Consider the following 12,183-nt stretch of genomic DNA (forward strand, 5'->3'; position numbering starts at 1 on the left):
TCATTCCGGCGCTGGAGTCGGCCCATGCCGTGGCTTACGCCATGAAACTGGCCAAGACCATGCGCAGCGACCAGAGCATTCTGGTCAACCTTTCAGGCCGGGGCGACAAGGACATCGGCACCGTGGCCGACCTGTCGAACGCCGACTTTTACTGCCGCCCCTCCTGCCACGGCCAGAGCATCAAAGGCAGCGCACAAGTCGTGGAGTTCAAGCCATGAGCCGCATCAAACGCACCCTGGACGCACTGCTGTCCCAAGGCCGCAAAGCGCTGATTCCCTACGTCACGGCAGGTTTCCCTTATGCCGACATCACGCCCGAGTTGATGCACGCCATGGTGGTGGGCGGCGCCGACGTGATTGAACTGGGCGTGCCCTTTTCCGACCCCAGCGCCGACGGCCCGGTGATCCAGAAAGCCGGCGAAAGGGCACTGGCCCAGGGCATCGGTCTGCTCCAGGTGCTCGATATGGTGCGCACCTTCCGCCGCCAGGACAACACGACACCCGTGGTGCTGATGGGTTACGCCAACCCGGTCGAGCGCTACGACATCAAGCATGGCGGGGGCAGCACCGAAAGCGCCTTCATCCGCGATGCCGCCGAGGCCGGCGTGGACGGCATGCTGATCGTGGACTACCCGCCCGAAGAATGCGTGGAATTTGCGGCCAGGCTGCGCGCCCATGGCATGGACCTGATCTTCTTGCTGGCCCCCACCAGTACAGACGCGCGCATGGCCCAAGTCGCCGAGGTTGCCAGCGGCTACGTGTATTACGTCTCGCTCAAGGGCGTGACCGGCTCCGGCGCGCTGGACGTGGATGCCGTGGAAGCCATGCTGCCGCGCATTCGCCGGCATGTGCGCGTTCCCGTGGGCGTGGGCTTCGGCATTCGCGATGCCGCCACGGCCAAGGCCATCAGCAAGGTGGCGGACGCCGTGGTGATTGGCAGCAAGATCATCCAGCTGATTGAAAACCAGCCACGTGACAAAGTGGCAGCCGTTGCCCGTGACTTCTTGAAAGAAATTCGTACCGCGCTGGACTGACCTTTGAACCACCAACGCCAGCGCACCATTGCGCTTTTCGACTTGCGCCTGCAGCTTCCATGCGGCACCACACAACAAGGACTGACACCATGTCTTGGTTAGAAAAACTCCTCCCGCCCAAAATCAGCCCCACTGACCCGACCGAGCGCCGTAGTGTGCCGGAAGGCCTTTGGATCAAATGCCCCAGCTGCGAAGCTGTCCTCTACAAAACCGATCTGGAAAAAAACCAGAACGTCTGCCCGCAGTGCAGCCACCACCACCGCATTGGCGCGCGCGCGCGGCTGGATGCTTTCCTGGATGCCGAAGGCCGCTATGAGTTGGGCCAGGAAGTGCTTCCTGTTGACGCCCTCAAGTTCAAGGACAGCCGAAAATACCCCGAGCGCCTGAAAGAGGCGATGGAAAATACCGGCGAAACCGATGCGCTGGTCGTGATGGGCGGGGCGGTGCACAGCATTGGCGTCGTCGTGGCATGTTTCGAATTCGACTTCATGGGCGGCAGCATGGGCAGCGTGGTGGGCGAGCGCTTTGTGCGCGGCGTACATGCCGCCATTGAGCAAAAAGTGCCCTTCATCTGCTTCACAGCCACCGGTGGTGCGCGCATGCAGGAAGGCCTGTTGAGCCTGATGCAAATGGCCAAAACCAACGCGTCGCTGACCCGCCTGGCAAAAAAAGGCCTGCCTTACATCAGCGTATTGACGGACCCGACGATGGGTGGCGTGAGCGCAGGCTTTGCCTTTGTCGGCGACATCGTGATTGCCGAGCCCAAGGCCTTGATCGGCTTCGCGGGCCCGCGTGTCATTGAATCGACGGTGCGCGTCACGCTGCCGCCGGGCTTTCAGCGTGCCGAGTTTCTGCAAACAAAGGGCGCGATTGACTTCATCTGCGACCGCAGGGAACTGCGCAAGACGGTGGCGAGTTCGCTGGCCATGCTGCTCAAACAACCGGCAGACGCCGTCAGTTAAGACCCATGCAAGCCATCTTCGCCCTCAGCGAATAACCCCTGCGGCTCCGGCGTGCTTGACGGGCGCAAGAAGTGCGCGTCACAACGAGCGCGGGATGATGCGATTTGATGCGATTTAATGCCTGATGCCATGCCTGAAGCACTAACACTGACTTCCCTCCCCTTGTTCCCGCTGGGCACGGTGCTGTATCCCGGCGGACTGCTGCCCTTGCAGATTTTTGAAGTCCGCTATCTGGACATGATTGGAAAGTGCTACAAGGCCGGTGCGCCTTTTGGCGTGGTCTCATTGACCGAAGGCGCGGAGGTACGGCAGCGTGGTGATTCGGGCGCCAGCGGGGATGGTTTTGCACGCGAAGCCTTCAGCAGCATTGGTACGCTGGCACGCATCACCGAGTTTTCCGTGCCGCAGCCTGGCCTGATGGTGATCCGTTGCCTGGGGATACAGCGCTTTGAAATCACCCAAAGGGAAAAACTCAAACACGGTCTCTGGATTGCGGATGTGACGCGGCTGGAGGACGACCAGTCGATCAAGATCCCTGACGACTTGCAGAGCACCGCAACTGCGCTGGCCAAGCTGATCCAAAGCCTGCAGGCGCGCGATGTACCCGCCGGACAAATGCCGATGCTGCCGCCCTACCAACTGGACGACTGCGGCTGGGTCGCCAATCGCTGGTGCGAATTGCTGCCAATCCCCATGGCGCTCAAGCAACGCCTGATGATGCTGGACAACCCGCTGCTGAGGCTGGAACTGGTCGGCGATATTCTGGAGCGTACTGGTATTGGGCTCTGAAATTCCAGTCACGGCGCCCCTGTATTGCAGGCAAATAGCCTTTCAGGCCCGTCGACAGGCAAAACGGCCACTTAAAAACCTAAAATCATGGATCCGGCGCGCAGCGCCCGCTCCTTCTCGCACCTTTTCTCCGGAACCCCGACCTTATATGTCCACCCCGCCAAATCCAACCGCAGCCGGCAGCGTTGCAGCCGCCCCGCACGATGAAAACAAGTTGATTGTTGAGCGCCGCGAAAAGCTCAAGGCCATGCGCCAGCACCAGGCAGACGGCAAGGGTGTAGCCTTCCCCAACGACATCAAGCCCGAACACCGGGCCGAGGCGCTGTTTGCGCAGTACGACGACAAGACCAAGGAAGAACTGGAGTCGCTGGCGGCCAAAGTCCATGTCGCGGGCCGCATGATGCTCAAGCGCGTGATGGGCAAGGCCAGCTTTGCCACCCTGCAGGACGCCTCGTTCGGGACCTCGGGCGGACGGATTCAGGTCTACATCAACAACGATGGCGTGGGCGAAGACGTTCACGCGGCTTTCAAGCACTGGGATCTGGGCGACATCGTTTCCGCGACGGGCACGCTGTTCAAGACCAAAACCGGCGAGTTGTCGATTCACGCCGACAGCATCCGGCTGGTGACCAAAAGCCTGCGTCCGCTGCCCGACAAGTTCCACGGCATGGCGGACCAGGAAGTCAAGTACCGTCAGCGCTATGTGGACCTGATCATGGACGCGGACACGCGCAAGCGCTTCATGGCGCGCAGCCAGGCGGTCAGCAGCATTCGGGAGTTCATGGTGTCCCATGATTTTCTGGAAGTCGAAACGCCGATGCTGCACCCGATCCCGGGCGGCGCCAATGCCAGGCCGTTCAAAACCCATCACAACGCGCTGGACCAGGAGATGTTCTTGCGCATTGCGCCCGAGCTCTACCTCAAGCGCCTGATTGTGGGCGGGTTCGAGCGGGTGTTCGAGATCAACCGCAGCTACCGAAACGAAGGCATCAGCGTTCGCCACAACCCCGAGTTCACCATGATGGAGTTCTACGCGGCCTGGTGGAACTACACCGATTTGATGACGTTCACCGAAGCGCTGATTCGGGAGGCGGCCCGGAAAGTGGCGGGCTCCCTGCAGTTGACCTATGGCGGCAAGCCGGTCGACCTGGCACCCGCCTTTGAACGCCTGACCATCCGCGAAGCCATCCTCAAGCACACCGAAGCCGGCGACCAGGTGGACGACACGGAATGGCTGATCAGCGCACTCAAAAAGCTCGGGCTGACAGACGCAAAGGACCGCCTTGCCAGCCGGTCGCTGGCGAGCCTGCAGGTGCTGTACTTTGAAGAAACCGTCGAAGAAAAGCTCTGGCAGCCGACCTTCATCTGTGAACACCCGGTCGAAATTTCGCCGCTGGCGCGCGCCAGCGACACCAACCCCGGCGTGACCGAGCGCTTTGAGCTCTACATCACGGGCCGCGAATTCGGCAACGGTTTCAGCGAGTTGAACGACGCCGAGGAACAGGCCGCCCGCTTCAATGCGCAAGTGGTGGCCATGGACAGCGGCGACGACGAAGCCATGTTCTACGACCACGACTTCATCCGCGCACTGGAATACGGCATGCCACCCACAGGCGGCTGCGGTATTGGCATTGACCGGCTGATGATGCTGCTGACCGACAGCCCCAGCATCCGCGACGTGATCCTGTTCCCGGCGCTGCGCCGCGAGAGCTAGCCCCCACGGTCGTGCACTTCGTGTCGCTCCCTGCCCCCCAAGGGGGCCGCCCCGCCTGCGGCCCGGCAAAGCCGGTTCCGCGACTCGGACTTGTCCAGGCCTGTTAACCCATGACGCCACTCAAATACCTTTCCGCTTATCCTGTCAACCTGCAGGTCCAGGTGCGGCAACTGCTGGAGCAGAACAAGCTGGGCGAGATGCTGTTGAAAAAATACCCGCGCGCGCATGGCGTACGGACCGACAAGGCGCTGTACGACTACGTGATAGGGCTGAAAAACGATTTTTTGCGCAACTCGGAGCCGCTGTCCAAGGTGACGTTTGACAGCAAGCTGCAGGTGATTACCCATGCGCTGGGCACGCACACCACGGTGTCTCGCGTGCAGGGCAACAAGCTCAAAGCCAAACGCGAAATCCGCGTCGCCTCGCTGTTCAAGGAGGTGCCCGAGGAATTTCTGAAAATGATTGCGGTGCACGAACTAGCCCACATCAAGGAAAAAGGCCATGACAAGGCTTTTTACCAGCTTTGCACCCACATGGAGCCGCAGTACCACCAGTACGAGTTCGACCTGCGGGTCTACCTGACCCACATCGATGCCGTGGGCAAGCTGGCCTGGTCAACCCAGGCCTGAGCGCTCAGGTCAGGGCAAGTCAGGGAATAAGCCCGAGCGCGTGCATGTAGGCCGGATGCACCATCAACTCGTCCCATTCATGGGCCGGGGTGGTGGGCAGCAGGTCGAGTCGGCGCAACTCGCTGGCTTCCAGCGCCTCCCACTGGCCCTTGACCAGCGCCTCGGCCATGCCGTCAAGCAACTCATCCACCGGCTTGCCGTCCCCTATTGACTGGTTGCACAGCAGCACCATGTCGCAGCCGGCGTTCAGCGCGGTCACGGCGGCCTCGGTGTAGCTGACGGTCTTGCCATCGATCAGGCGGGCGCCTGCCATGCTCAGGTCGTCACTGAAAATCGCGCCGCCAAAGCCAAGCTGGCTGCGCAAAATGAAATTGAGCCATTTGCTGGAGAAACCGGCGGGCCGGTCGTCCACCTTGGGATAAATCACATGCGCGGGCATGACGCTGGACAGGGTGGTATTGAGCCATTCATAGGGCGCGGCATCGTCGGCCAGAATGCTTTTGAGGCTGCGCTTGTCGACGGGAATCGCGGTGTGGGAGTCGGCCTTGACGAAACCGTGACCGGGGAAATGCTTGCCGCAGTTGCGCAGTCCGCTTTGCAGCAAACCATGCATCAGGCTTTTGGCCAGCAACGTGACGACGCGCGGGTCGCGGCCGAAGGCGCGGTCGCCAATCACGCCGCTTTCACCGTAGTCCAGGTCCAGCACCGGCGTGAAGCTGAAGTCGACGCCGCAGGCGCGCAATTCAGCGCCCAGCACATAGCCGCAGGCCGTCGCGGCGTTGGTCGCGGCGAGCTGGTCCTTGATCCAGGCGTCACCCAAGGCGCGCATGGGCGGCAAATGGGTGAAACCGTCGGTGCGAAAGCGCTGCACGCGGCCGCCTTCGTGGTCAACGCAAATCAGCAAGTCCTGGCGCAGGCCTTTGATCTCGGCACACAGCGCGCTGAGTTGCTGGCGGTCTTTCCAGTTGCGCGCAAACAGGGTGATGCCGCCGGTCAGCGGGTGCTTGAGGCGACGGCGGTCGGTTTTGCTGAGCGAAAGGCCGGCAATGTCGATGATAAGGGGCGCGTGTTCGGATACGTGAGATGTCATGGTTTAGGGGGTTGGAATAACAGGGACATGTTCAACCACCACAAAGCTGGCGGCGTAATCGGTTTCATCGGTGACTGAGACGTGGGCAGTGAGCTGGCGTGCTTCAAACCAGGTTTTCAGCGCCCCATGCAGCACAATTTCGGGCTTGCCGCTGGCCACATTGGTGATTTCGCAGTCGCGCCAGCGCATCGGCAAGTGCAAGCCCAGGCCTATGGCTTTGCTGAAAGCCTCCTTGGCCGAAAAGCGCGTGGCAAGGTACTTCAGGCCCCGGTCCGGCCAGCGCGCGCTGCGGGCTTGCCAGGTCGCCAGTTCGCCGTCGCTCAGGATTTTCTGGGCAAAGCGCTCGCCATGGCGTTCCAGGCTGGCGCGCATGCGGCGCACGTCGCAAATATCGGTGCCTATGCCGAAAATCATCAGGCGGCGGCGCCCGGCGCAAACGCCTCGTCAATGCAGCGCAGGTAGTCCTTCACCGTCGCGGCATAACCCAGTTCCAGCGCATCGGCAATCAGGGCATGGCCAATCGACACTTCCTGGACACCGGGCACCCTGCGCAAAAATTCGGTGAGGTTGTCCCGGTTCAGGTCGTGACCGGCGTTCACGCCCAAATCAACAGCGACTGCCGCCCGTCCTGCCTTGGCAAAATTGTCTAACACCTCATTTTTCTCGTGCCCTGACCAGGCACGGGCGTAAGACTCGGTATACAGCTCCACACGGTCAGCGCCCACCGCCCTGGCCGCAGCCATGGCGCCTGGATCCGGGTCCATGAACAGGCTCACCCGCACGCCGCGGGCGTGGGCCTGCTCGATCAGTGGCTGGAGGCGTTCGGCGTCATCTGGAAAAGTCCAGCCATGGTCACTGGTGAACTGGTCTTCGCTGTCGGGTACAAAGGTGCACTGGTGCAGCGGCAAGCCTCTGGCCGTGAGGTTGCGCACAAAATCCATCAGGTTCTGGAAAGGATTGCCTTCAATATTGAATTCACGATCAGGCCAATCTTTCATCAGCGCGGCCAGTTCGTAGACATCATCGGCGCGGATATGGCGCTCGTCCGGGCGGGGATGCACGGTGATGCCGTGGGCACCGGCCTGCAGGCACAACTCGGCGGCGCGTGTCACGCTGGGAATATCCAGATGACGGGTATTGCGCAGCAGCGCGACCTTGTTGAGATTGACCGAAAGCGCAGTTTTACGTGCAGGCTGCGCTATCGCAGCAGGGACAAAGGGGTTGGAAGGATCGGAAGTGCGAAATAAAAGTGACATGGCGGTACGGATGGTTAGAGGGCTTGCAGGTCCATCATCATTTGCCGGGTTTTCAGGACCTTCACGCCGCAATGGTAGTGCAGCAAACCGCTTAGCTGGGTTTTAAGTTCACGCAGCCCGGGAATGCAGGCCCGCACGGTGTCGGAAAAAAGGGCGTCATGGCCCAAGGCCTGCTGCAGGGCCTGCCACTGCTCGCCAGGCAGGCTGACGCGGTCGCCCGCATGGGCCTGCCGCAGCCCCGACTCAGCCACCAGCACGTAGCGGATGTCGGCCCCCAACGGCCGCAGCGTCGCAGTTTCGGCATCAAGCATGGGCAGCAGGCCAATGTCGCGCAGCAAGCGCAACTCAAAAGCACGCAGTGCAAGTTGCAGGGTGTCGGCACTCTGGCTGGCAATCAGTTGCACGGTGGCCGAATAGGCATCAAACAGCGCAGGGTGCGGGTCATCGCGGGCCAGCAGGCGCATCAGCAGTTCATTCAGGTAATAGCCCGACAGCAAGGCATCGCCCGTGGGCATGACATGACCGCCCTGCCATTCGGCGCTTTTGAGCGTGCGTATTTCAGCATCTCCGCCGAATGCGAGATGCAACAACTGCATGGGCAGCAAAATCGGCCGGAAGCTGGAGCTGGGCTTTTTGGCGCCCCGCGCGACCAGCGCCACACGCCCATAATGCCGCGTAAAGACGTCAAGAATCAGGCTGGACTCGCTCCAGTCATAGCGGTGCAGCACGTAAGCTGGCTGATCACTGATGCGTTGGGTAGCCAAGCCAGTGCGTTCAGTTCAGCGCAGCGTGTTGCACGCCATGAAAAGCGCGGGGGCCAGCCTGACCACCGGGCCGCCCCAAGGCCGGGCAAGCCCCTCGGGGGGCAGCGCATTACACGCAGTGAAAAGCGTGGGGGCCATCACTCATACCCGAAGGTCTTGACCCGTGCCTCGTCATCGGCCCACCCTGAGCGGACCTTGACCCAGATCTCCAGGAACACCTTGCCACCAGTGAGCGCTTCAAGCTCATGCCGGGCTTCAGTGCCGATGCGCTTGAGCTTTTCGCCCTTTTCACCAATGATCATGCCCTTGTGACCATCGCGTTCCACCACAATGGTGGCGGCGATCTTGCGCAGGTTGCCCTCTTCCTCGTACTGGTCGATCAATACGGTCGAGGTGTAAGGAAGCTCGTCGCCGGTCAGGCGAAACAGCTTTTCGCGAATGATCTCGGCCGCCATGAAGCGGTCGCTGCGGTCGGTCAACTCTTCAGCCCCATACATCCAGGGCTGCGTCGGAAGGTATTTTTCGCAGATGCCGAACAGCCGCTCGACATCCTTGGCGTTGTTGGCCGACATCGGCACAAACTCGGCAAAGTTGTGACGCTCTTGCATTTCCTTGAGCCAAGGCGCAATCTCGGCACGGCGATGGATCAGGTCAAACTTGTTGGCCAGCAAAATCGCCGGGATTTTCTCGGGCAGCAGCGACAGCACCCTGGCGTCGGCCTGGTTGAACTGGCCCGCCTCGACGACAAACACAATCAGGTCCACGTCATTGACAGCGCCCACTACCGTGCGGTTCAGCGAACGATTCAAGGCGTTGGCATGCCGGGTCTGAAACCCTGGCGTGTCGACAAAGACAAACTGCGTGGCGGCGAGGGTACGCATGCCGGTGATGCGGTGCCGCGTGGTCTGCGCCTTGCGCGACGTGATGCTGATTTTTTGGCCCACCAGCGCATTGAGCAAGGTGGATTTACCCACATTGGGCTTGCCAACAATGGCAATCAGGCCGCAACGTTGCTCGCCCACCGGCGGAATGTTGGCGCCTGGCGCGGTATTGTCGACGGGAACTGCAGCCCCACGGGACAACAGCGCCTGGGTCAGCATGGCGCCTATCGCGTCCTGTTCCGGCCCCTGGTCAATGGGTGGAGTCGATCGCTTGGCAGCTGCCTTTAGCGGCGTTTTAGATTCTTTTTTACCGGTACTCATAATTTCTTAAAGGAATTTGGTGACAGCGCTCGCAAGCGCCAGGTCAGGAATCAAGTGTTTTGACAAAGATCAGCATGGCCGTGGCCGCGGCCTGTTCGCCAGCGCGTCGCGAGCCGCCAATCCCGCGCTCGGCACGACCATACTCAACGATTTCGCATTCCACGTCGAAAGTCTGCTGGTGCGCAGCACCCATGGTGCCAATGACGCGGTAGATAGGGAGCTTCATTTTCCGCCCCTGGAGCCACTCCTGCAATTCAGTTTTCGGATCTTTACCAATCGCCTGCATTTGAGGGTTGATTTCGACATCCTTGAACAGGCGGCGCACCAGCTGGTCGGCTTTGTCGAAACCGGCATCAAGGTAAACAGCACCAATCACCGCTTCCAGCGCATCCGCCAGGATGGACGGCCGCTTTTGTCCGCCGGACTTGGCTTCGCCCTCGCCCAGCCGCAGCAGTTGTGGCAGTCCCAGCACCACCGCCAACTGGTGCAGGGTGTCCTGCTTGACCAGGTTAGCCCGCACACGCGACAAGTCGCCCTCGGGTAGCGCGCTGAGCTGCTCATAGAGCAAGCCCGCAACCGCCAGATTCAGCACGGAATCCCCCAAAAACTCGATGCGCTCGTTATGGTCGGCCGAAAAACTGCGATGGGTCAGTGCTTGCGCCAGGAGTTTGGGATTTGAAAAATCATGCTGCAGGCGTTTCTGCAGGGCCAGCAAATCTGGACTGGATGTGGAACTGGCGCGCACTTATTTGGACTGACCGTCGTACTTGAGCAGCAGGTAGGCAGGCCCTGCCATGTGGATTTCCCGCGTATAGGCAAAAGCGACAACGGTCTTGCTCCCTTGTTTACTCACCGTCAGGTCCTTACCGGAAATCGACTTGATGTCATCGATGGACGCAGCCTTGTCAAAAATGGAGCGTACCTCTATAACCGTGCCACCCTCAGCGGCCTTATTGGCAGCTTTGGTGATGGCCTGGAATTCAATCAGTGTTGGTAAAACCTGGGCCACCAGCACACCAGCGCCTGCCAGGATAACGGCCACAAACAGAAAACCTATGCCGGAAATGCCGCGTTCCTGATGTTTCATTGCTTTTCCTCGGCCCGAAAGCCTGTGAGTCCTGTGAAATGGGGACACGACGAAGGTCGCCCCCGGCGATAAAAATTAATCGAAGGAGCCAATGCGTTTGAGGTTACCGAAATTCATCCAGACGAAAAAGGCCTTGCCAACAATGTTTTTCTCGGGAACAAAGCCCCAATAACGGGAATCCAGCGAGTTATCACGGTTGTCGCCCATCATGAAATAGTGACCCTCAGGAACCTTGCAAACGACACCCTCGCTACTGTAACGGCAATTTTCCTTGAATGGAAAGTCGTCTGCACCGGGGATGAATGCGGGACGATCATCGTCGTTAAGCAAGCGATATTTCTTGTCGCCATTGACTTCCTCGAACTGCTTGGCGTAGCGCAGCGAATCCTCATCAAAAAAGTCGGCCAAGGGCGTCTTGGTCAATGGCTTGCCGTTGATGGTCAATTTCTTGTTGAGGTAGGCCACCTCGTCCCCGGGCAAACCCACCACACGCTTGATGTAGTCCAGGCTGGGCTTGGGCGGGTAACGAAATACCATCACATCGCCATGCTGCGGGCTGTGGTTGTCCAGCACCTTGCTATTGATGACGGGCAGCCGCACGCCGTAGTGGAATTTATTGACCAGAATCAGGTCATTGATCAGCAGGGTCGGAATCATGGAGCCCGACGGAATCTTGAAGGGTTCAAACAAAAACGAGCGCAGCAGGAACACGACGAGGATCACCGGAAACAACCCGGCAGTCCAGTCCAGCCACCAGGGCTGCATGATGAGCCTCGTTTTGGCTTCGCTGGTGTTGTCGTCAACCCGGGTGATGCCCATTTTGGCCAGCTCGGCCCTGCGCGCCGTGGTGGCCGCCTCCAGTGCGGCAACCGCCTGGCGCCGCTGCGGCAAAAAGTAGAACCGCTCAGCCAGCCAGTAAATGCCGGTAACCACGGTTGCCAGAAACAGCAGCAAGGCAAAGTTGCCTTCCACCGCACCCAGGTACCAAGCCGTACCGTAGCCGACGAACGCCGCCAGCACCACGGCGGTGATTGAACTCATGACAGCGCGCATTAATCTTCCACCTGCAATATGGCCAGGAAAGCCTCTTGAGGCACCTCCACCGAACCGATTTGTTTCATGCGCTTTTTACCCGCTTTTTGCTTTTCAAGAAGCTTCTTTTTGCGGGAAATATCGCCGCCATAGCACTTGGCAATCACGTTTTTACGCAAAGCCTTGATTGTCTCACGCGCAATAATGTTGGCCCCAATGGCCGCCTGGATCGCCACATCAAACTGCTGCCGCGAGATGATTTCACGCATTTTTGCCACCACGGCCCGCCCCCGGTAGGCCGACTGGCTGCGGTGAACAATGATGGACAGCGCATCGACTTTTTCGCCATTGAGCAAAATATCCACCTTGACCACATCGGAGGCGCGAAACTCCTTGAACTCGTAGTCCATCGACGCGTAACCGCGCGACACGGATTTCAGCTTGTCAAAAAAATCAAGCACGATCTCACCCAGCGGCATTTCATAGGTCAGCATGACCTGCTTGCCGTGGTAGGCCATGTTCAGCTGTACGCCGCGCTTGAGGTTGGCCAGCGTCATGACAGCGCCCACGTAGTCTTGCGGCATATAGAGATGCACGATCACGATGGGCTCGCGAATCTCACTGA

General features: G+C 59.9%; 13 protein-coding genes and 2 pseudogenes. 6 read left to right on the forward strand and 9 right to left on the reverse strand.

The features are described from left to right. The 6 genes and pseudogenes from IV091_RS05855 to IV091_RS05880 form a co-directional block, all read left to right on the forward strand. Positions 1 to 218 (forward strand): annotated as a pseudogene (locus IV091_RS05855) (tryptophan synthase subunit beta); the annotation flags it as partial. Next, complete coding sequence (trpA, locus tag IV091_RS05860) at positions 215 to 1,033, forward strand: tryptophan synthase subunit alpha (protein ID WP_293466379.1); 819 nt, start codon at positions 215 to 217, stop codon at positions 1,031 to 1,033. The pseudogene IV091_RS05855 and the gene trpA, both read left to right, overlap by 4 nt. Before the next feature lie 89 nt (positions 1,034 to 1,122). Beyond that, positions 1,123 to 1,995, forward strand: a complete 873-nt coding sequence (gene accD / locus IV091_RS05865; protein ID WP_293466381.1) for an acetyl-CoA carboxylase, carboxyltransferase subunit beta — start codon at positions 1,123 to 1,125, stop codon at positions 1,993 to 1,995. 129 nt (positions 1,996 to 2,124) lie between these two features. Next, positions 2,125 to 2,784, forward strand: a complete 660-nt coding sequence (locus IV091_RS05870) for an LON peptidase substrate-binding domain-containing protein (RefSeq protein ID WP_293466383.1) — start codon at positions 2,125 to 2,127, stop codon at positions 2,782 to 2,784. Between the two features lie 148 nt (positions 2,785 to 2,932). After that, on the forward strand, positions 2,933 to 4,498 hold the full coding sequence (gene lysS, locus IV091_RS05875; protein WP_293466385.1) for a lysine--tRNA ligase: 1,566 nt from the start codon (positions 2,933 to 2,935) through the stop codon (positions 4,496 to 4,498). 110 nt (positions 4,499 to 4,608) lie between these two features. Beyond that, a complete protein-coding gene (locus IV091_RS05880) occupies positions 4,609 to 5,127 on the forward strand; it encodes a YgjP-like metallopeptidase domain-containing protein (RefSeq protein WP_293466387.1) in 519 nt (172 codons plus the stop codon). Between the two features lie 19 nt (positions 5,128 to 5,146). Here the strand turns inward: IV091_RS05880 and nagZ are convergent, their stop codons facing one another. The 9 genes and pseudogenes from nagZ to IV091_RS05925 all read right to left on the reverse strand — a co-directional run. After that, positions 5,147 to 6,217, reverse strand: coding sequence for a beta-N-acetylhexosaminidase (gene nagZ, locus IV091_RS05885; protein ID WP_293466389.1), 1,071 nt, complete (start codon positions 6,215 to 6,217; stop codon positions 5,147 to 5,149). A gap of 3 nt (positions 6,218 to 6,220) precedes the next feature. After that, entirely contained in the window at positions 6,221 to 6,631 is a 411-nt protein-coding gene (gene acpS, locus IV091_RS05890) for a holo-ACP synthase (protein ID WP_293466391.1), read from the reverse strand. Continuing rightward, complete coding sequence (locus tag IV091_RS05895) at positions 6,631 to 7,473, reverse strand: pyridoxine 5'-phosphate synthase (protein WP_293466393.1); 843 nt, start codon at positions 7,471 to 7,473, stop codon at positions 6,631 to 6,633. The genes acpS and IV091_RS05895 overlap by 1 nt, the downstream gene beginning before the upstream one ends. A gap of 14 nt (positions 7,474 to 7,487) precedes the next feature. Then, entirely contained in the window at positions 7,488 to 8,237 is a 750-nt protein-coding gene (gene recO / locus IV091_RS05900; RefSeq protein WP_293466395.1) for a DNA repair protein RecO, read from the reverse strand. A gap of 137 nt (positions 8,238 to 8,374) precedes the next feature. Then, on the reverse strand, positions 8,375 to 9,439 hold the full coding sequence (gene era, locus IV091_RS05905) for a GTPase Era (protein WP_293466397.1): 1,065 nt from the start codon (positions 9,437 to 9,439) through the stop codon (positions 8,375 to 8,377). 43 nt (positions 9,440 to 9,482) lie between these two features. Then, on the reverse strand, positions 9,483 to 10,184 hold the full coding sequence (gene rnc / locus IV091_RS05910) for a ribonuclease III (RefSeq protein WP_293466399.1): 702 nt from the start codon (positions 10,182 to 10,184) through the stop codon (positions 9,483 to 9,485). Further along, complete coding sequence (locus IV091_RS05915; protein WP_293466401.1) at positions 10,185 to 10,526, reverse strand: DUF4845 domain-containing protein; 342 nt, start codon at positions 10,524 to 10,526, stop codon at positions 10,185 to 10,187. 75 nt (positions 10,527 to 10,601) lie between these two features. Further along, entirely contained in the window at positions 10,602 to 11,579 is a 978-nt protein-coding gene (lepB, locus tag IV091_RS05920; RefSeq protein ID WP_293466404.1) for a signal peptidase I, read from the reverse strand. Next, positions 11,579 to 12,183 (reverse strand): annotated as a pseudogene (locus tag IV091_RS05925) (elongation factor 4); the annotation flags it as partial. The pseudogene IV091_RS05925 and the gene lepB, both read right to left, overlap by 1 nt.

The organism is Polaromonas sp. (genome assembly GCF_018780625.1).
Lineage (GTDB): Bacteria > Pseudomonadota > Gammaproteobacteria > Burkholderiales > Burkholderiaceae_C > Polaromonas.